The following is a 17,167-nucleotide window of genomic DNA, read 5'->3' on the forward strand; positions in this document are numbered from 1 at the left end:
GCTAGGTTCTAATATCTATCAGTCGGTTTTCACCCAGAGTGGGTTTCGGAGCATCGTCGGACAATTTCGTGACGAAGCAGTCCATACCTTCTATTTGGATTTTGCGGCGGCGTAAATCCTGCCTTAAAGTGTCCATGTTTTGGCGAATTAGCAGTTCCGTTGCTGTATTCTCTACTGCAAATAGTACCCGCACCTTATCCTCTTGAATGCTAACGCGACTTTCAAAACGGCCTGTTTCTTCGAAATCAAACTTGAGTTGTACTAACCAGCGTCGCTTATGGGGGGGAGGCGTCGGAGTTTCGGTGCGATCTTGATCAATTCTAACGCCAATATACTCAGTCATGGCCCCATTTTTAATCGGTAGTTCCATGGTTAGCGGAAATTGGCCGATACCATCTTTGTCCAGTAGCTGGGTGAGTTGTTGGGTTGTTATCCGTTCGATGGCGCCAGAGAGTTTCTCTAATGAGGGAGGTAACGTAGCCTTAAGGTCTGCCTGTTGTAGTTGCCGTACCGTATGCTCGATATGAGACAGGTTTAGTTTTAGATCCTGTTTCACATGCTGATTTTGAGATAAGTTACTTTCGGCAAAAAGACCGGATGTTTGTAGTGCTTGGCGAATGTTCCCTTGCTCAGCCGTTAAGTTATTTAAACTAGGTAAAGTCTGTACCAATTGTTTAATGGCACTTTGTAGCGACGCTGGCAGTTTATTCCCAGGCATCTCTGCCAATTGTTGTAATTGACGTATAGTTTGCACCATTTCGTCGCGATTGAGCTGTGCTGGCAGAGACTGGGTTAAACCTGATTGTACGACTTGCGGTGCGCTGGTTGTGGGGGAGGGTAAGAGTTGTAGCTTCCCCTGAGCATCAACGATCACTTTCAGTGACTCGCCTTGCTGTAACGGTGAGCTCGTTTCCAGCAATAACGACTGCCCATTTATTTGAACTGGAGTCTGAAAAGTCTGCGGGCTTGTTGGTGTACCACCTTGGGGAGAGGTGGTAACTGGAAATGAATTTGCTTGCGCTTGTAAGGTCATGACGCTAGAGGCGAGTTGTCCCCGGATACTTACGGATTGGGTAGGTTGGGGTGTGGAATTTTGATAGGAGTTCTTCGCAACTTGAGTCGATGGCGTGGCTGTTTTCTCGCTGGTGGAAGTGATCACTTTCGTTAGGCTCACTTCGGTTGGTGATGAGCGCAAGGATAGCGTATCTCCTGGGCGCAACTTATTGGTATCTGAATTGCTGCTTATGACGCTAAAAGATTGCTGTTGTGGGGTTTTCAGCTGGATAAGTTGATTATTCGCGATGGCTTGGGTGTTAATGACTTCTACGCGAGGTAGATTGGAAATCAGTTTTAGCTCGCTGGAAAGCTTTGCTAATACCCCTTCGTTTTGTAGGTTTTTGGCGGCGCTATTGGGGCTCAGAGGGGCCTTGGTATTTAACGAAGTTATGTCATTGATCATGCTTTCGCAGCCCTTTTATTCATCTAACCTAGAAATTTCTTTTATAATAGCGCCGTTTTAAGCGGCAACACTGTTAGTATTTTTATCCTTATCGGTAATTTGAGGCAAAACTTTTGCAGGCAGTCACAACTCTTTGTGTTGAGAACCTCTGGCTAGAACGGGGCGATCGCGATTTATGTCGTGGATTGAGTTTTTCGCTGCAGGGTGGTCAAGTTGCGCGCATAATAGGTGAAAATGGCGCGGGTAAAAGCTCCTTGTTGAAATACTTGGTAGGCACGCTTTCCGCTGTTGAGGGGAGCGTCGCTTTTAATGGTGAAGATATTTCTGCTCATCGTGACGTGCTGATACAGGACTTGCTCTACATCGGCCACACACCGGGAGTAAAAAGCGTTTTTACGGTAGCGGAAAATCTCAAGCTTTATGCTCCTCACTCCAGTAATCAAGAGCTTGAGTATGCGTTAACTCAAGTTAGCCTTGACGCCTACTGGGATACCCCAGCAGCACAACTCTCCGCAGGACAAAAACGCCGGGTGGCCTTAGCTCGTTTGTGGTTAACACAGAAGCCTGTATGGCTACTAGATGAGCCTTTCACCGCACTGGATGTATCTGGCGTAGAGGTATTGGAACAGCGTATTAAGGATCATGTTATAACGGGTGGTATTGTTGTCTTAACGACCCATCAACCCCTTCACTCGCTTAATCCCGTGACTATTGAGTTAGCGTCATGACCTTATCGTCTTTCTTCAAAGCGGAATTACTCACTTTGTTCCGCCGCAAACAAAGCATATTTAACGCTCTGATCTTTTTTGTCATGGTGGTGACTTTATTTCCATTGGGTGTTGATCCCTCCCCTGATTTCTTAGCCCCTGCTGCGGGGGGGATTATTTGGTGCGCAATCGCACTGGCAATTCTCATGTCTGTAGAGTCTCTGTTTAAAGAGGACTACAACGACGGTAGCTTGGAACAGTGGCTGGTGAGTGGTCACTCGGTTTCGGTTCTTGTTCTGCTCAAAGTATTTGCGCAATGGTTGATGGTAGTCATTCCTTTAGTACTTGCGTTACCGTTTTTATCCAAGATGCTGTTTTTGGCTAGTGAACTAATACCCGTGATGTTGGTCAGTGTGTTGGTGGGGTCGCCAGCATTGTTCTTAATTGGTGCTATCGGAGCAGCATTGACGGTTTCTTTGCGAGGCGGAGCTGTACTTATGTTGCTACTGATTTTACCGCTTTATATTCCTGTCATTATATTTGCTACTGGAGCGGTTAGAGCGGCGCAGTTAGAAATGCCATTCACCGGACAGTTGGCTATTTTAGGCGCTATTTCCCTATTAGCATTAGCAATTTCGCCACTCATGGCGGCGATTTCAATTAAAGCGAGTGTGAGTTAATGAACTGGACTTGGTTTCATAAATTGGGTTCCCCAAAATGGTTTTTTCAGTGGGCAGATCGCTGGGGCAAGGTGTGCTTCTGGTTCGGTACTGTCCTTCTAATAGTTGGGGTTATTTGGGGATTAGGTTTCGCTCCCCAAGATTATCAGCAGGGCAACAGCTTTCGTATTATATATATTCATGTTCCGGCTGCGGTTCTAGCTCAAAGTTGCTATTTGGCCATGGGTATAGCTGGTTTTGTCGCATTAGTTTGGCAAATGAAGTTGGCTCCGGTGTTTATTAAAGCGGTCGCCCCAGTTGGAGCCGTGATGGCATTTATCTCCTTGGTGTCCGGAGCGATTTGGGGGAAACCTACTTGGGGGACTTGGTGGGTATGGGATGCACGTCTCACATCAGTATTGGTCTTATTTTTACTTTATATGGGGGTGATTGCCATTCAAAACACCCTAGATGATCTTCAACTGGCTGATAAAGCAGTGGCGGTAATCAGTATCGTTGGAGTTATTAATTTGCCGATTATTAAGTATTCCGTTGAGTGGTGGAATACGTTGCATCAACCTGCCACGTTTAAGTTAACAGAAAAACCTGCAATGCCGGTAGAAATGTGGTTGCCGCTACTCTTTAGCGCGCTGGGTTTGTACTTGTTTGCTGCAGGTGTTTCCATGTGGCGAATGCAGAATGAAGTATTGGTTCGGGAACGACGAGCCAACTGGGTTAAGGAAGAGGTAATGAAGCGTGGCGTTTAATTCGATCAGTGAATTTATTCAGATGGGGAATCATGGCGCTTACGTGTGGTCTACCTATGCCCTGTGTCTTATCGTCTTGTCCGGGTTGGTTGTGCAAACCCTACTACATGGTCGCAAGCAGCGTCGTCAATTGAAATCTCGCATTCAAAGGGAGCAAAAGTCCTAATGCATCCAGTTCGAAAAAAACGCATGATCACGATTGGTGTGATACTCACTCTGCTTGGTGGGGCTATCGGTTTGGTATTATATGCTCTGTCAACAAATATCAATTTATTTTACTCGCCCACTCAAATTCATGCAGGGGAGGCACCGACAGGCGTCACATTGAGAGCTGGTGGTATGGTAGTGGAGGGAAGTGTGCAGCGTAATCCGCAAACACTAGATGTATCTTTTGAAGTAACAGATTACGCTCAAAAGGTTCGTATTGAATACCAAGGAATCCTGCCAGATTTGTTCCGGGAGGGGCAAGGCATTGTCGCTCAGGGTAGATTGAACGACGCTGGCGTACTGATAGCCAGCGAAGTACTTGCCAAGCACGACGAAGAATATATGCCTCCCGAAATTAGCGCTGCCCTCGAGGCGTCTAAGCAAGCAGACGCGAAAGCCTACTAGATTAAGGTTTGATAATGATGTTTCCTGAAATTGGTCATTTTGCCCTGATACTGGCAATGTTTTTTGCTGCGGCTTTAGGGGTTCTGCCTTTAATCGGCTATCGCACCCGGAATGGCTTACTGCTGAGTAGTGCAGTACCATTGACTTATGTGACGACAGCCTTAATTTTTCTTAGTTTTGTAGCACTTACGCTGGCATTTGTTCAAGATGATTTTTCAGTTCAATATGTTGCACAGAACTCGAATACCCTGTTGCCCATATGGTACAAGGTGAGTGCGGTATGGGGGGGGCATGAAGGTTCACTGCTGTTATGGGCTCTTATTTTAGGTGGTTGGGCTAGCGCTGTTGCGCGAAAATCTCATACGTTACCGGAATTGACAGCCCCTGTTGTGCTTGCCATTCTGGGTATTGTTGCTACAGGTTTTATTGCTTTTATCGTCTATACATCTTCTCCTTTTGTAAGACTTCTGCCAGAGACTCCGGTTGATGGCGCCGATTTGAATCCCTTACTGCAAGACTTTGGTCTGATTGTGCACCCTCCTACATTGTACATGGGGTATGTAGGGTTCTCTGTTGCCTTTGCTTTTGCGATAGCCGCATTAATAACTGGAAATTTAAACTCTTCTTGGGCGCGTTGGGCGCGTCCATGGACTAATGTCTCGTGGGCGTTTTTGACCTTGGGCATCACCTTAGGCAGCTGGTGGGCTTATTACGAGCTCGGCTGGGGTGGCTGGTGGTTTTGGGATCCGGTAGAAAATGCTTCTTTGATGCCATGGTTGGCTGGTACGGCACTAGTACATTCCCTTGCAGTCACTGAAAAACGCGGAGTGTTCAAAAGCTGGACGGTGTTGCTGGCGATTTTTACCTTTAGCTTGTCCTTCCTAGGAACCTTCTTAGTACGTTCAGGCGTGTTGAACTCTGTTCACGCTTTTGCAGCTGATCCCACCCGAGGTGTTTTCATCTTGGCCTTATTGGTGGTGATCATCGGCAGCAGCTTATTGTTATATGCTTTGCGTGCCGGAGAGGTACGTTCTTCTGTGTCCTTTGGTATTACTGGTCGAGAAGCGTGGTTATTGTTGAATAATATCCTGCTCACGATCTTAACGTTAACTGTTTTACTGGGCACCCTGTATCCACTCATCTTTGATGCATTGGGCTTGGGGAAAATATCTGTTGGTGCGCCTTATTTTAATGCTGTCTTTGGCCCGATTGCGCTGTTTTTGATCGTCTTGATGGGAATCGGGCCAATTGCAAAATGGCACAAAACCAAAGGAGCCTTGCTTGTCCGTCATGCCATCGCCCCGGCGCTATTAGCCGTATTATTGAGTGCCATTGTGTACTTTGTTGGCGACTTTGATGGTTGGGTGTGGGCTAGTTTAGCTATTGCTCTATGGCTCTCATTGATGTGCTTTGTTGAATGGTTTTCTAAAGTTGCAGGCAAGAACTCATCTTTATGGACAAGGGCGAAGAAGTTGCCTCGGGCCTATTATGGAATGCAGCTTGCTCACATTGGTGTTGCTGTAGCACTGATTGGTGTGATTTTCGTAAGCGCCAATAGTGTCGAAAAAATGGTTCGCTTAGCTCCTGGAGAGAGTGTCGAGGTAAATGGATATGAATTCACTTTCGAGGGTATTAAACACGTCGAAGGCCCAAATTATGTTGCTGACACGGGTGTAATTACGGTACGTGAGAATGGCAAACTAATTGATACTATGCACCCCCAGAAACGGCTCTATACCACTACTCGTCAGGTGATGACAGAGGCCTCTTTGTCTCCGGGCTTTACCCGCGATTTGTATGTGTCCTTGGGAGAGTCTTTAGATCAAGGGGCTTGGGGCGTGCGGATTTATGTGAAATCTTTCGTGCGGTGGATCTGGCTAGGCGGTTTGATGATGATGGCAGGTGGTTTATTAGCAGCATTTGATCCCCGTTACCGTAAAAAAGCGGAGGTTGCCCATGCGTAAAGCATTGCTCTTTATCCCCTTTGGTGTGTTTGTTGTACTTGGTGTGCTGTTTTATATGCAGCTTGGTAAGGATGTGCATTACATGCCGTCAGCCTTGGTTGGTAAACCGTTACCAGAGTTCCAGCTAGTGCCACTTGAAAGTAGTGAGCTTGTTGGGCACGAATCGTTACCAAAAGGCCCCTATTTAATTAACTTTTGGGCGACTTGGTGTCCTTCTTGTAGTATTGAACACGAATACCTTATGGCACTTGCGGCTGAGGGCGTTCCTATCGTTGGTATTGATTACAAGGATGAGGCAGATGCCGCAAAACAATGGTTGCTAGATAAAGGTGACCCTTATGCGGTGGTGTTACAGGATGAGATGGGGTACTTTGGCGTGGATATGGGAGTGACTGGTGCTCCGGAAACGTTTGTAGTCGATAGTCAAGGCAGAGTCGCTTATCGTCATCAAGGGGTTGTGAATGAAGCGGTTTGGCAAACATTACAAGGGTATATGCGATGATTTGGCTGCGTATAATATTGCTAACCTGCCTAGGTTTAGGTGTTTCATTGCCTGCGCTAGCGGCAGAAGAGTTATTGCATTTTGACAATCCTGCACAAGAACAACGTTTTCAAGTATTGGTCGAGGAGTTGCGTTGCCCTAAATGCCAGAATCAAAATTTGTCTGATTCTAATTCAACTATCGCGACGGATCTTCGTGATCAGGTCTATCGCATGGTGGTGCGTGGCGACTCTAATGAGCAGATCGTGAATTATATGGTTGCTCGCTATGGAGAGTTTGTGCTTTACAAACCCACACAAAAGCCCAGTACTTTTTTACTTTGGTATGGTCCATTCATTCTGTTAGGTATCGGCGCGGTCATTTTTGTAGTGGTGATTTCGTTGAACAAGCGAAAAAAGGGTAAAGCATGATAATTGGTTGGATCATTATGGCATGCCTCCTATTGGCAAGCCTGTATTACGTCGTAAGTCACCTGACCCAACGTAAAAATCAGCATCAGTTTATGGCTCAGTTTGTACGTCTGCGTAGCGCTGAAATTGAACAAGAGCTAGAAAGTGGTCGTATCGATAACGATGAAGCGCAGCAATTAAAAGAAGACTTGTTGGCCGAGGCTCAGACTGAGCAGCAACTTCAACTTAAGTCTCTGCAAGAAAGTATTGGTAGTGCACGTAACATAATCCTGGTAGCGCTTGGGATTGTGGTGCTGGGTAGCATGACTGTCTACTACCAAATGGGCTACACGCGCGAGATTCTATTTACCGATAAATTAGCGAACCAAACGGCAACTAATGATGATATTAGTGCCTTTCTGCAGTATCGGAGTCAACGCTACGGGCGTGCTGAGGATTGGTATTTCGAAGCCAAAGATTATATGGCTCGCGGTGAATATGTGGCTGCTGTCGCTGCTTATAAACAATCTCTTGATAGTTTGGATGACGAATCAGAAGAACGAGTGGATATTCAAGTTGAATACGCTCAAGCAATCTTCTATGCCAATAATAACCAAGTGTCACCGCGTATGACTCAGGTTGTAGATGACGTGTTACGAGTGCGCCCTGATCAGCCAGTCGCTTTAGGTTTAAAAGGCGTTTCCCTATTCGATCAAGGGGATTATAAGGGTGCCCTGATTGCTTGGCAGAATGCTGTCATTCATGGCAAGAATCCACAAGAGCGAGCCGCTTTAATGGCTGGTATTCGTAAAGCTAGGGAAGTGGGGAATATTTCTGAAGAAGACGTTCCGGCGCTTATTTCACATCGTATCCGCCTACAGATAGATGTGGTATCAGGTAGCCTTGATCCTCATAGTGTTTATCTAGTTTATGCCCGCGGCTCTAGTCCTATGCCAGTAGCGATCCAGCGAGTGACCAGTCAGCAATTGTCAGGGGTGATTGAGTTGACCAATTTGGATAACTTAATGCCAGGGGCATCATTAGCTCAGTTTGATCAGGTTGATGTGGTGGTGAAACAGTCACCGGCGAATGCCTCTGATCTGACTCAAGGGAAGATTATTGGTCAAATTTCCGGCGTTCCGACTCAAGATGAGCAAATATTTCAAGTGCCTGTCAGCATGTAATTGAAAGATTTCCGCTAGCATCCGATAATAGCAGCAATTTCATTGACCTAATTCGGAAAACGTAATGGACTTTAGCTTGCGCGAGTGGCTAATTTTAATTGGGCTAATCATCATCGCTGTTATCTTGATCGACGGCGTAAGACGATATCGTAAGGCTCAGCAGTTAACCACTTATCCTGACGATGACGATTGGATAGATCCAGACGAAGCACTCAAGGAAGCCATGGTGAAACGTGAGCTTCCAAATGGTGGTGCTCGTCCGGTATCTGAAGACGTCAATGACCCCATTATGAACGCATTTGAAAATGCGAGAAAAACAGTAAAGGGCCCACTTACTGATTTACCCCACAAAGTGGATGCTGGTCCAGCGTTAGATCGCAATGATCAGTTTGAACTGGAGGAGCTTGCGACTCTGGTGCCCGAGCGTTTAATAGACGAATCTCCCGAACGTTTAAAAGAGCAAGATTATGCTGATGTTCCTGACGATGATTACTCCGACTACATGGATGATCAGGCTTTGCACGAACCTCAAGCGCCCTCTGAAGTGGGAGAGTCAAACTACGAACAAGACTATGGGACAGTCGACCTAGATCAAACGGAAGCCTTTAGCTCCTCGGCTAAGATTGACGAGAGTGTTGATGATGAAGACAACGCCGAGATAGAAGAAGTTATCGTTATCAACGTATTTGCCGAAGAGGGTAACCCTTACGCCGGCATGGAGCTGCTACAGCTGGTGCTTAATTGTGGTATGCGTTACGGGGAGATGGATATCTTCCATCGCCACGAGGAAGGTTATGACAAAGGCAAAGTGCAGTTCAGCATGGCGAACGCCATTGAACCAGGCACCTTCGATTTGGAAACCATGGGCGAAAGCCAGTCTCCTGGGGTCAGCTTCTTTATGGGACTTCCTGGTCCTAAAAATAGCATGCGCGCTTTTGATTTTATGTTAGAAACGGCCCAAGTGCTTACTCGTAATCTTGGGGGAGAGCTCCGTGATGAACGTCGCTCCCCCATGAGCGAGCAAACCATTGCCCATTGTCGTCAACGCATTCGCGACTTTGAACGTCGGCGTATGGCTCGATCGAAACGATCTTAAAAAATAAAGCGAAAGGCCCCACTGGGGCCTTTTTGTCTACTGCGTTTACCTTAATTCAGAGAGATTGCATGAGCGAGAAGAACTCCCCCTCATTAGCTGACATGTTGGCGTTAGTCGAACGCCTAAATGACTATAGCTACGCTTACCATGTAAAAGACGATCCTATGGTACCCGATGCCGAATATGATCGATGTTACCGTGAGCTTCAGGCGCTGGAGTCTGCCCATCCCGAATGGATTCAGTCACACTCTCCCACCCAGCGGGTAGGGGAAAAACCGGATACGGGCTTCGCAACTGTTAGTCATAGCGTGCCCATGTTGTCTCTGGATAATGCATTTGATAATGAAAGTTTACAGGGGTTTGAAGAAAGGATTATCAAGCTTCTGGGTTTGAATGATATCTCCTATTGTTGTGAGCCGAAGCTGGATGGATTGGCCATTAGTTTACGCTATGAGAATGGTGCTTTGGTAAGAGGTGTGACCCGTGGGGATGGTCTAGCCGGTGAAGATATCTCTGCTAATCTTCGTACACTGCCTTCAATTCCACTCCGTCTGCGTACTGCAACACCGCCACCGGTGCTGGAAGTGCGCGGTGAGGTTTACATGCCTAGAGCGGGTTTTGCCAAACTCAATGAACAGGCTATTGCGAAAGGGGAAAAAACCTTCGTTAATCCTCGCAACGCCGCCGCAGGAAGTCTACGTCAACTCGACCCCAAAATTACCGCCTCTCGGCCGCTGGTATTCTGCGCTTATGGAATTGGCTTGGCGGAAGGCTGGCAACAGCCAGATAGTCACTATGAGAGTCTCCAGCAGCTTGCCGGGTGGGGATTCAAGATCAATGATTTAATGGAGCGTGTGGCTGGGGTGGAAGCCTGTATTGATTACTACAACAATCTCGCTGAGCAACGTGATCAATTAAGTTATGACATTGATGGTATTGTCTACAAAGTAGATAGCATTGAACAGCAACGCCAACTCGGATTTGTTGCTAGAGCCCCCCGCTGGGCGATTGCGCGTAAGTTTCCAGCCCAAGAAGAAGTAACACAAATTATTGGCGTTGATTTTCAGGTTGGTCGCACCGGTGCCATTACACCGGTGGCGCGTCTCAAGCCAGTTTTTGTGGGTGGTGTAACGGTTTCCAATGCCACTCTCCACAACAAAGATGAAATTGCTCGTTTGGGTGTTATGGTGAATGACTGGGTGGTGATTCGTCGTGCTGGCGACGTGATTCCTCAGGTGGTTCAGGTTGTGAAAGATCGCCGCCCCCAAGATGCAGTTGAAGTGGTTTTCCCGGCAACCTGTCCAGTATGTCAGTCGGATGTGGATCGCGTTGAGGGAGAAGCGGTAATACGCTGCTCTGGTGGCTTGATTTGTAGCGCCCAACTAAAAGAAAGCTTGAAGCACTTTGTTTCTCGCAAGGCGATGGATATTGATGGTCTTGGGGATAAGCTGATTGAGCTTTTAGTAGAGCAAAAGCTTCTTGCTACACCAGCAGATATTTATCGCTTGCGGGAAAAGCCTGCCAGACTGCTGGCTCTAGAACGTATGGGCGACAAATCGGTGCAGAAGCTGCTCGATGCTATCGAAGTCTCTAAGCAAACTCAGCTCAACCGATTTATTTATGCTTTAGGCATTCGCGAAGTCGGGGAAGCTACAGCGCGAACGTTGATGCAGCATTTTGGCGATCTAACCAAGTTGATGGCAGCTAGTGAAGCGGATCTGTTGGAGGTAGATGACGTGGGGCCAATCGTTGCTCACCACATTCGTACTTTCTTTGAACAAGAGCGCAACCGGGACATTATTGCACAGCTACAAGAGCTAGGCGTTACATGGCCAATGGTAGAAATGCTGGAACCAGAGGCACAGCCTTTGGCAGGCAAAACCTACGTAGTGACTGGAACGCTCTCCCAGTATTCACGGGATGATGTGAAAGCCAAGCTAATTCAGCTTGGGGCAAAAGTCGCAGGCTCCGTATCTGCCAAAACTGACTGTCTAGTAGCGGGTGAAAAGGCTGGTTCTAAGCTAGCCAAAGCAAATGATTTGGGCATCCCTGTTTTAGATGAGGCAAGTTTGCAGGCGTTACTACAACAACACGGGGTGGCCTAATAAATGGATACACTTATCCCGTACGATGATCTGCCTGCTGAGACCTTGGTGAATATTATTGATGATATTGTCTCAAGGGACGGCACTGACTATGGTGCCTATGACCTAAGTGTCGAAGATAAGCGCCGCCAGGTGATGAGTTTGCTCAAGCGCAAAGAAGCGGTGCTATTGTTCGACACCGAGTCTGAGACTATTCGCTTGGTTTCCAAAGCAGAAATGCAACGGGGCTTTCAATAAAATTAAATGCGCTGCATGGAATAGGGCAGCGCATTTAGGTTATTTAGCGGCAGTTTTTGATGGAGTGGTCCATTTCGCGGGAAGGTTCAGCTTCACTAGTGCGTCCGACTACCTTGGCGGGAACACCTGCCACGGTGGTATGTTTCGCAACAGGTTCCAACACCACGCTACCAGCTCCAATCTTCGCACCTTCTCCTACTTCGATGTTGCCTAAAATCTTGGCTCCAGCACCGATCAACACACCTGAGCGAATTTTCGGATGACGATCACCATGCTCTTTACCGGTACCACCGAGGGTGACTGACTGGAGTATCGAGACGTTATCTTCGATAACACAGGTTTCACCGACGACCAGCCCCGTGGCGTGATCCAGCATAATGCCGCAGCCAATGCGAGCGGCAGGGTGTATATCGACACCAAATGTCATCGACATTTGACCTTGCAGATACAATGCTAAGCTTTTGCGGTTATGGTTCCATAACCAGTGCGCCACGCGATAGGTTTGTAGCGCATGAAAGCCCTTGAAAAATAACAAAGGAGTGGTCAGACAATCACAGGCGGCATCACGTTCCTTAATAGAAATAATATCCCGCTCGATACAACCAACAATGCCGGAGTTGGGGTCACTCATGGCTTCCTCAAATACTTCTCGAAGCACCATGGCAGGGATTGATATGCTGTCCAATTTACTGGCTAGCAAAAAACTCAAAGCCGAACTTAAACTATCGTGGCGCAAAATGGTCGTATTAAAGTAGCTGGCGAGAATGGGTTCATCTTGTGCCAGCTTTTCAGCTTCCGCCTGCAAAGACGGCCATAAATTGCTGGATGTCATTTCGGATTGTAATGTCATAATTGTGCGTCTAATAACGTGAGAATTTTCGTGGCTAGATAAGCGTTATGGGGGTAGGATGTATCAAAACAAGGGTAAAGGTAAAGAGTCTTCCCGAATTTAATGGAGTCACTATGAGTCAAAAAACCGTTTCGGATGCATTACATATTTTTTATGAGTTGAACACGGCGTTGGCCGACGGCTATTGGGAAACCAATAATATTGATAACAAAGACATGTTTTTTGCCATGAAGAGCATGTTGCAAGACGAGCTTGATGAGCTGCATAAGCTGAGTATTCAGGATCATATTTATCCCTACGAGCCCATTAACCCAGCTGTGGTTCGCTTGAGTGATAAGCTACGCAATTTACATACCCTTTTGATTGACGTTGCTTTGCGTCCTTCCACTTTCCAGCGTTTGGAAGATCTTATTCCAAGAGCATGTGAGCTATTCGAGCTATAGTCATCGCCTATCTGGGCACTGGTGTATCACGAGTGCCCAATCATAGCGTCTATCCAGCAGAGTTTCGTTTTAGTTGGCGAATAGCGAAACGATTCGGGTGAATGGATTCTGCTACCGCTGATTCTAGCGGAGATGGTGCGCCACTGATCACGCTCGCTAAGTACTCGGCACTTAATGGTGCGCTAACCAGTCCCCTGGAACCATGACCAACATTTACATATAGCCCTTCCAAAATACCGTTATTTAGTAGTTCGGTTGGCTGCCATTTGGCATTTTGCCGCAGTGGTGCATAGCTTTCTAAAAGCACTTGAGGATTGCTGACAGGGCCAACGATTGGGGCATAGTCTGCAACAGTACAACGAAAGCCAACCCTTCCGGTTAAGTTTTCAGGAGCGATGTTCTCCGTATCAATATTTAGCAAGTTCGCCAGCTTGTTCAGGTTGGTGCTGTGGGACGCTAACGTCGGCAGGATCTCATTACTGGTCAAGTCATAAGTGGCACCGAAGTTGAGATGTCCGTCTAGTGGTGGAGAAACATAGCCATCAGCACAAAGTACTTGATCAAGTGCAAGCGCCGTTGTCTGTTGCTGGGTATCGAGATGTTCAACAGATAGTCTGCTGACTTGCCCTCGAATGGTTTTAACTGGCCACTCACTAACTGGAGAGTGCTGATTGATCGCTCCGGCAGTACACAATACCACCCTATCGAAATGCTGAGGTTCCGGTGACTTTGTCCCAGTTGCCTCCCATCCCTGTTGAGTTTGCTCTAGTTGAAGTAACTCGTTACCCAGGTGGACTTGAATACGCTCATGATCTAGCAGTTTAGCGCATGCGAGTTTTGGTGCGACCCAACCAGACAGTGGCAGCAGAATCTCGCCATCTTGCTTTGCAAAGCATACTTCGGGAGGATAAAGTTGGCTCCCAAGCATCTTTTCAAACTTTTCAGCCTCCGCGGAGTTTTTGGCTCTCTGCAGCAGACCGCACTGGCGCCAGATTTCCCCACTCACAGACTGGTTTAAGTTGGTAAAGGTGGCCTGGGCGAATAGAAATGCAGCAAGATAGAAGCGATTAATCGGCGTATTGGTGGCTTGCAATTTAGGGTAGAGCATACCTTGAATATTGCCTGAGCCGCCGGAAGCGATTTCTGTGTCGGCTTCCCAGACTTGCACGCGGAAGCCCTTGTCTACCAATGCTCTGGCGGTACTTGCACCTGCAATGCCACTGCCTACTACTAGAATCCTAGCTGATGCATTTAATCGTTTGGGTTGATGATAGAACCAAGGGTTTTTTAGCGTAGTCGCCCCTTGCTCGAAAGTGCCGCGCAGCATCTCGCGTTTATGACCAAAACCTTTTACCTTTTCCATTTTGAAACCGGAGGCTTGCAGCCCTCTGCGGACAATGCCCGCGGCGGTAAAAGTAGCGCAGGTGGTGCCAAGGTGACTCAACTTTCCGATTGCTTGGAAGAGTTGTTCATTCCACATTTGTGGGTTTTTGCTGGGAGCGAATCCATCTAAAAACCAAGCATCTACACTGGCAGCGAGACCGCTAAATCCATCACCGGCGTCACCAAGCCAAAGCGTAAGTGATACTCGATGTTCATTAAAGTTTACCCGATGCCAGCCTTGGCATAAGGTGGGATAATTATCCACCAGCAACTTGGCGTAGCGGGAGAGGGAAGGCCATGCCGCGAGCGCATTCTGCAAGCTCATTTTATCAAGGGGATATTTTTCAACAGAGACAAAATGTAACCATCCTTTGCTTTCGTTCTCGACAAAGTGGTGCCAGGTACAGAGGAAGTTAAGTCCCGTCCCAAATCCAGTTTCAGCAATGGTGAATTGGTCGCCGTCATTTAAGGCGGCAAAGCGCTCCGACAGATTATTTTGCTGGATAAACACATACTCAGTTTCGGCGAGACCGGCTTCTTTATCGAAGTACACATCATCAAAGGTTGCCGAACGAGGCACACCATCCTCGCCAAAATGCAGCTTGGGCGGCTCTAGGCAATAGCTAGTTGACACGACGCACAGCCTCGATAACCACAGGCTCTACCGGAACGTTTTGGTAAGGTCCTACATTCCGCACTGATACGTCTGCGATACGGTTGACCACATCCATGCCTTGCGTTACTTTGCCAAATACAGTGTAACCGTAGGTGCCTCGCGCCCCGTGGTTGAGGAAGGTGTTATCTACTTGATTAATGAAAAACTGGGAGGTGGCGCTATTGGGGTCTTGAGTACGGGCCATGGCGATAGTGCCGGCGTCGTTATAAAGGCCGTTATCACCTTCATAGGCAACGGGTAGATGGGTGTCTTTACGATTTAAGTCTGCTTCAAAACCTCCCCCTTGCACCATAAAACCGCGTATAACACGATGGAAAACCGTATTGCTGTAAAAGCCCTCGTCCACATAACGCAGAAAGTTTGCCACCGTATTGGGTGCGGCTTCATCATTTAGGTCGATAACAATCGTGCCTTTATTGGTGATCATTTCCACTTCCGTGGCGTAAGCGGCGCTAGTGAAAACGCCTAGCAGCAGAGTCGCAAGTAAAGTTTTTTTCATCGTGGCTTCCTAATTTAAAGTTGCGTTTTACAATAGGTGCTTATTGTTCACATCATACTGTATCTTGCGAGGTTTTCTTAGTGCGTACGGCGATTGTCGAAATTGAATATTGTACCTTGTGTCGTTGGATGCTGCGGGCGGCTTGGTTGGCTCAGGAATTACTGACGACCTTCGCCGACGATATTAAAAGTGTCACCTTGATTCCAACAGAGGGTGGGATTTTTAAAGTGCGGGTCAATGGTGTGGAAATCTGGTGCCGCAAGAAAGAAGATGGTTTTCCTGAAGCGAAAGAATTAAAACAGCGCTTGCGGGACGAGATAGACCCAGACCGAGATCTGGGCCACAGTGATCGGAAGTGACGCCGACTCAGAACACTTGTTTGAACGGTTTTACTTCGACTCGATCGTAAACACCGGCAGTGACATAGGGATCAGCATCAGCCCATGCTTTCGCCGCCTCGAGGGAATCAAATTCAGCAATCACAACACTGCCAGTAAAGCCGGCTGAACCTGGGTCATTGCTATCGATGGCTGGGTTTGGGCCTGCTACAAGTAAGCGACCTGCGTCTCGTAATGCCTGCAATCGGGCAAGGTGATCAGGTCGAGCCTGTAGGCGGTTTGCTAAGCTATTTTCTACGTCATATCCTACAATAGAGTAATACATGTGCTGTTTCTCGTTTCAGTCAGTGTTACATTGGAGTGGTAGTTACATTACCGTATCGTGTTGTCATGGTGCGGATCATATCGCAATCAACGCAGGATTATTAGCTTTTGGATCGCTATCAAGGGGTGGATTTACATACCCATTCGACGGCCTCAGATGGTCGCCTAACGCCGACAGAGTTAGTTGAGCTTGCCGAATCCCAAGGGGTGAGTTGGTTGGCATTGACAGATCACGATACATTGGCTGGATTAGAGGAAGCCCAAGGCGCTGCTTTGGGAAAGCTTAATTTAATCAATGGGGTTGAGCTTTCCGTGGCTTGGGGGAAGTTTCCTTTGCATATAGTGTTACTGGGCGATGTCCTAAATCACAGCGGCGTGCAAAGCTGGGTGCAGCATAATCAGCTAGTCCGTTTACAGCGTGCCGAGCGCATTAACGTAATGCTACAAAAGCAGGGGTTGCCCGATTTACTGCCGCTGGCTCTGGAAAAAGCGTCCGGTGCTCAGTTGGGGCGGCCTCACTTTGCCCAAGCGATGGTCGAGCTGAGGTTGGTAAAAGATATGAATCGGGCATTCGATTTATACCTATCGAATAAACGCCTCGGAGCCCTGCGGGATGTGTGGCCCGATATAAACGAAGTGTTACCGACTCTAGCGGGAGTGGATGTCATCTTGGCTCATCCCAAGCGCTATCCCTTAACGGCCACCAAGTTGCGTTCCTTGTTGGCAGATTTTAAGACGGCCGGGGGAACCGCAGTGGAAATCGTATCTGGCAATGAAAGGCCGGAGCATGTGCGTTATATGGAGCGGTTGGCGCAGGACTTCGCTTTCCAAGTGTCGGTTGGCAGTGATTATCATGGCCCGTTTGGTCCTTGGAGCCAAGTGGGCAAATATACGCAAGTCAAATTAGATAACCTAGTACCCGTTTGGGAAAAATGGCAGTGATAGTTTCTTATTAATGGTCTAGGTTCAAATA

The 17,167-nt window shown here is 47.5% G+C and carries 20 protein-coding genes; 15 read left to right on the top strand and 5 right to left on the bottom strand.

Annotation, left to right across the window (positions count from 1 at the left end):
- Nucleotide 1 precedes the first annotated feature (1 nt).
- Complete coding sequence (locus FJM67_RS03595) at nucleotides 2–1,459, bottom strand: flagellar hook-length control protein FliK (protein WP_140587306.1); 1,458 nt, start codon at nucleotides 1,457–1,459, stop codon at nucleotides 2–4.
- Nucleotides 1,460–1,572: 113 nt separating this feature from the next.
- On the opposite strand from FJM67_RS03595, the gene ccmA reads away from it, so the two are divergent.
- The 12 genes from ccmA (at nucleotide 1,573) to FJM67_RS03655 (ending at nucleotide 11,681) form a co-directional block, all read left to right on the top strand.
- A complete protein-coding gene (gene ccmA / locus FJM67_RS03600; RefSeq protein ID WP_140587307.1) occupies nucleotides 1,573–2,187 on the top strand; it encodes a cytochrome c biogenesis heme-transporting ATPase CcmA in 615 nt (204 codons plus the stop codon).
- The gene (gene ccmB, locus FJM67_RS03605; protein ID WP_140587308.1) at nucleotides 2,184–2,846 is read left to right on the top strand and encodes a heme exporter protein CcmB; all 663 of its coding nucleotides are present in this window, start codon (nucleotides 2,184–2,186) and stop codon (nucleotides 2,844–2,846) included. The genes ccmA and ccmB overlap by 4 nt, the downstream gene beginning before the upstream one ends.
- Complete coding sequence (locus tag FJM67_RS03610; RefSeq protein ID WP_140587309.1) at nucleotides 2,846–3,592, top strand: heme ABC transporter permease; 747 nt, start codon at nucleotides 2,846–2,848, stop codon at nucleotides 3,590–3,592. The genes ccmB and FJM67_RS03610 overlap by 1 nt, the downstream gene beginning before the upstream one ends.
- A complete protein-coding gene (gene ccmD / locus FJM67_RS03615; protein WP_140587310.1) occupies nucleotides 3,582–3,758 on the top strand; it encodes a heme exporter protein CcmD in 177 nt (58 codons plus the stop codon). The genes FJM67_RS03610 and ccmD overlap by 11 nt, the downstream gene beginning before the upstream one ends.
- Nucleotides 3,758–4,204 (top strand): cytochrome c maturation protein CcmE, encoded by a 447-nt coding sequence (gene ccmE, locus FJM67_RS03620; RefSeq protein ID WP_140587311.1) that lies wholly within the window; start codon nucleotides 3,758–3,760, stop codon nucleotides 4,202–4,204. Before ccmD ends, ccmE begins: the two co-directional genes overlap by 1 nt.
- A gap of 17 nt (nucleotides 4,205–4,221) precedes the next feature.
- The gene (locus FJM67_RS03625; protein ID WP_140587379.1) at nucleotides 4,222–6,168 is read left to right on the top strand and encodes a heme lyase CcmF/NrfE family subunit; all 1,947 of its coding nucleotides are present in this window, start codon (nucleotides 4,222–4,224) and stop codon (nucleotides 6,166–6,168) included.
- The gene (locus FJM67_RS03630; protein WP_140587312.1) at nucleotides 6,161–6,670 is read left to right on the top strand and encodes a DsbE family thiol:disulfide interchange protein; all 510 of its coding nucleotides are present in this window, start codon (nucleotides 6,161–6,163) and stop codon (nucleotides 6,668–6,670) included. Before FJM67_RS03625 ends, FJM67_RS03630 begins: the two co-directional genes overlap by 8 nt.
- Nucleotides 6,667–7,080 (top strand): cytochrome c-type biogenesis protein, encoded by a 414-nt coding sequence (locus tag FJM67_RS03635; protein WP_140587313.1) that lies wholly within the window; start codon nucleotides 6,667–6,669, stop codon nucleotides 7,078–7,080. The genes FJM67_RS03630 and FJM67_RS03635 overlap by 4 nt, the downstream gene beginning before the upstream one ends.
- The gene (gene ccmI / locus FJM67_RS03640) at nucleotides 7,077–8,243 is read left to right on the top strand and encodes a c-type cytochrome biogenesis protein CcmI (RefSeq protein WP_140587314.1); all 1,167 of its coding nucleotides are present in this window, start codon (nucleotides 7,077–7,079) and stop codon (nucleotides 8,241–8,243) included. The genes FJM67_RS03635 and ccmI overlap by 4 nt, the downstream gene beginning before the upstream one ends.
- Before the next feature lie 64 nt (nucleotides 8,244–8,307).
- Complete coding sequence (zipA, locus tag FJM67_RS03645; protein WP_140587315.1) at nucleotides 8,308–9,339, top strand: cell division protein ZipA; 1,032 nt, start codon at nucleotides 8,308–8,310, stop codon at nucleotides 9,337–9,339.
- 68 nt (nucleotides 9,340–9,407) lie between these two features.
- On the top strand, nucleotides 9,408–11,444 hold the full coding sequence (gene ligA / locus FJM67_RS03650; protein WP_140587316.1) for an NAD-dependent DNA ligase LigA: 2,037 nt from the start codon (nucleotides 9,408–9,410) through the stop codon (nucleotides 11,442–11,444).
- 3 nt (nucleotides 11,445–11,447) lie between these two features.
- Nucleotides 11,448–11,681: a YheU family protein gene (locus FJM67_RS03655; protein ID WP_140587317.1), complete on the top strand. Its 234-nt coding sequence runs from the start codon at nucleotides 11,448–11,450 to the stop codon at nucleotides 11,679–11,681.
- 43 nt (nucleotides 11,682–11,724) lie between these two features.
- On the opposite strand, the gene cysE is transcribed toward FJM67_RS03655, so the two are convergent.
- Nucleotides 11,725–12,531 carry a serine O-acetyltransferase gene (cysE, locus tag FJM67_RS03660; RefSeq protein ID WP_268888255.1) on the bottom strand — a complete coding sequence of 269 codons (807 nt, stop codon included), beginning with the start codon at nucleotides 12,529–12,531 and terminating at the stop codon, nucleotides 11,725–11,727.
- Nucleotides 12,532–12,644: 113 nt separating this feature from the next.
- Here cysE and FJM67_RS03665 point away from each other — a divergent pair, with 113 nt between their 5' ends.
- Entirely contained in the window at nucleotides 12,645–12,974 is a 330-nt protein-coding gene (locus FJM67_RS03665; protein ID WP_140587318.1) for a hypothetical protein, read from the top strand.
- Between the two features lie 49 nt (nucleotides 12,975–13,023).
- On the opposite strand, the gene mnmC is transcribed toward FJM67_RS03665, so the two are convergent.
- A complete protein-coding gene (gene mnmC, locus FJM67_RS03670; protein ID WP_140587319.1) occupies nucleotides 13,024–14,991 on the bottom strand; it encodes a bifunctional tRNA (5-methylaminomethyl-2-thiouridine)(34)-methyltransferase MnmD/FAD-dependent 5-carboxymethylaminomethyl-2-thiouridine(34) oxidoreductase MnmC in 1,968 nt (655 codons plus the stop codon).
- Nucleotides 14,981–15,532, bottom strand: a complete 552-nt coding sequence (locus FJM67_RS03675; RefSeq protein WP_140587320.1) for a peptidylprolyl isomerase — start codon at nucleotides 15,530–15,532, stop codon at nucleotides 14,981–14,983. Before FJM67_RS03675 ends, mnmC begins: the two co-directional genes overlap by 11 nt.
- Before the next feature lie 80 nt (nucleotides 15,533–15,612).
- On the opposite strand from FJM67_RS03675, the gene FJM67_RS03680 reads away from it, so the two are divergent.
- Nucleotides 15,613–15,891 carry a SelT/SelW/SelH family protein gene (locus FJM67_RS03680; protein WP_140587321.1) on the top strand — a complete coding sequence of 93 codons (279 nt, stop codon included), beginning with the start codon at nucleotides 15,613–15,615 and terminating at the stop codon, nucleotides 15,889–15,891.
- 7 nt (nucleotides 15,892–15,898) lie between these two features.
- Here FJM67_RS03680 and FJM67_RS03685 read toward each other — a convergent pair whose 3' ends face one another.
- On the bottom strand, nucleotides 15,899–16,195 hold the full coding sequence (locus FJM67_RS03685; RefSeq protein WP_140587322.1) for a YciI family protein: 297 nt from the start codon (nucleotides 16,193–16,195) through the stop codon (nucleotides 15,899–15,901).
- A 107-nt stretch (nucleotides 16,196–16,302) separates the two neighbouring features.
- Here FJM67_RS03685 and FJM67_RS03690 point away from each other — a divergent pair, with 107 nt between their 5' ends.
- Nucleotides 16,303–17,136, top strand: a complete 834-nt coding sequence (locus tag FJM67_RS03690) for a PHP domain-containing protein (protein WP_140587323.1) — start codon at nucleotides 16,303–16,305, stop codon at nucleotides 17,134–17,136.
- Nucleotides 17,137–17,167: the final 31 nt, after the last annotated feature.

The sequence above is a fragment of the Maribrevibacterium harenarium genome (genome assembly GCF_006385675.1).
GTDB classification, from domain to species: domain Bacteria; phylum Pseudomonadota; class Gammaproteobacteria; order Pseudomonadales; family Marinomonadaceae; genus Marinomonas; species Marinomonas harenarium.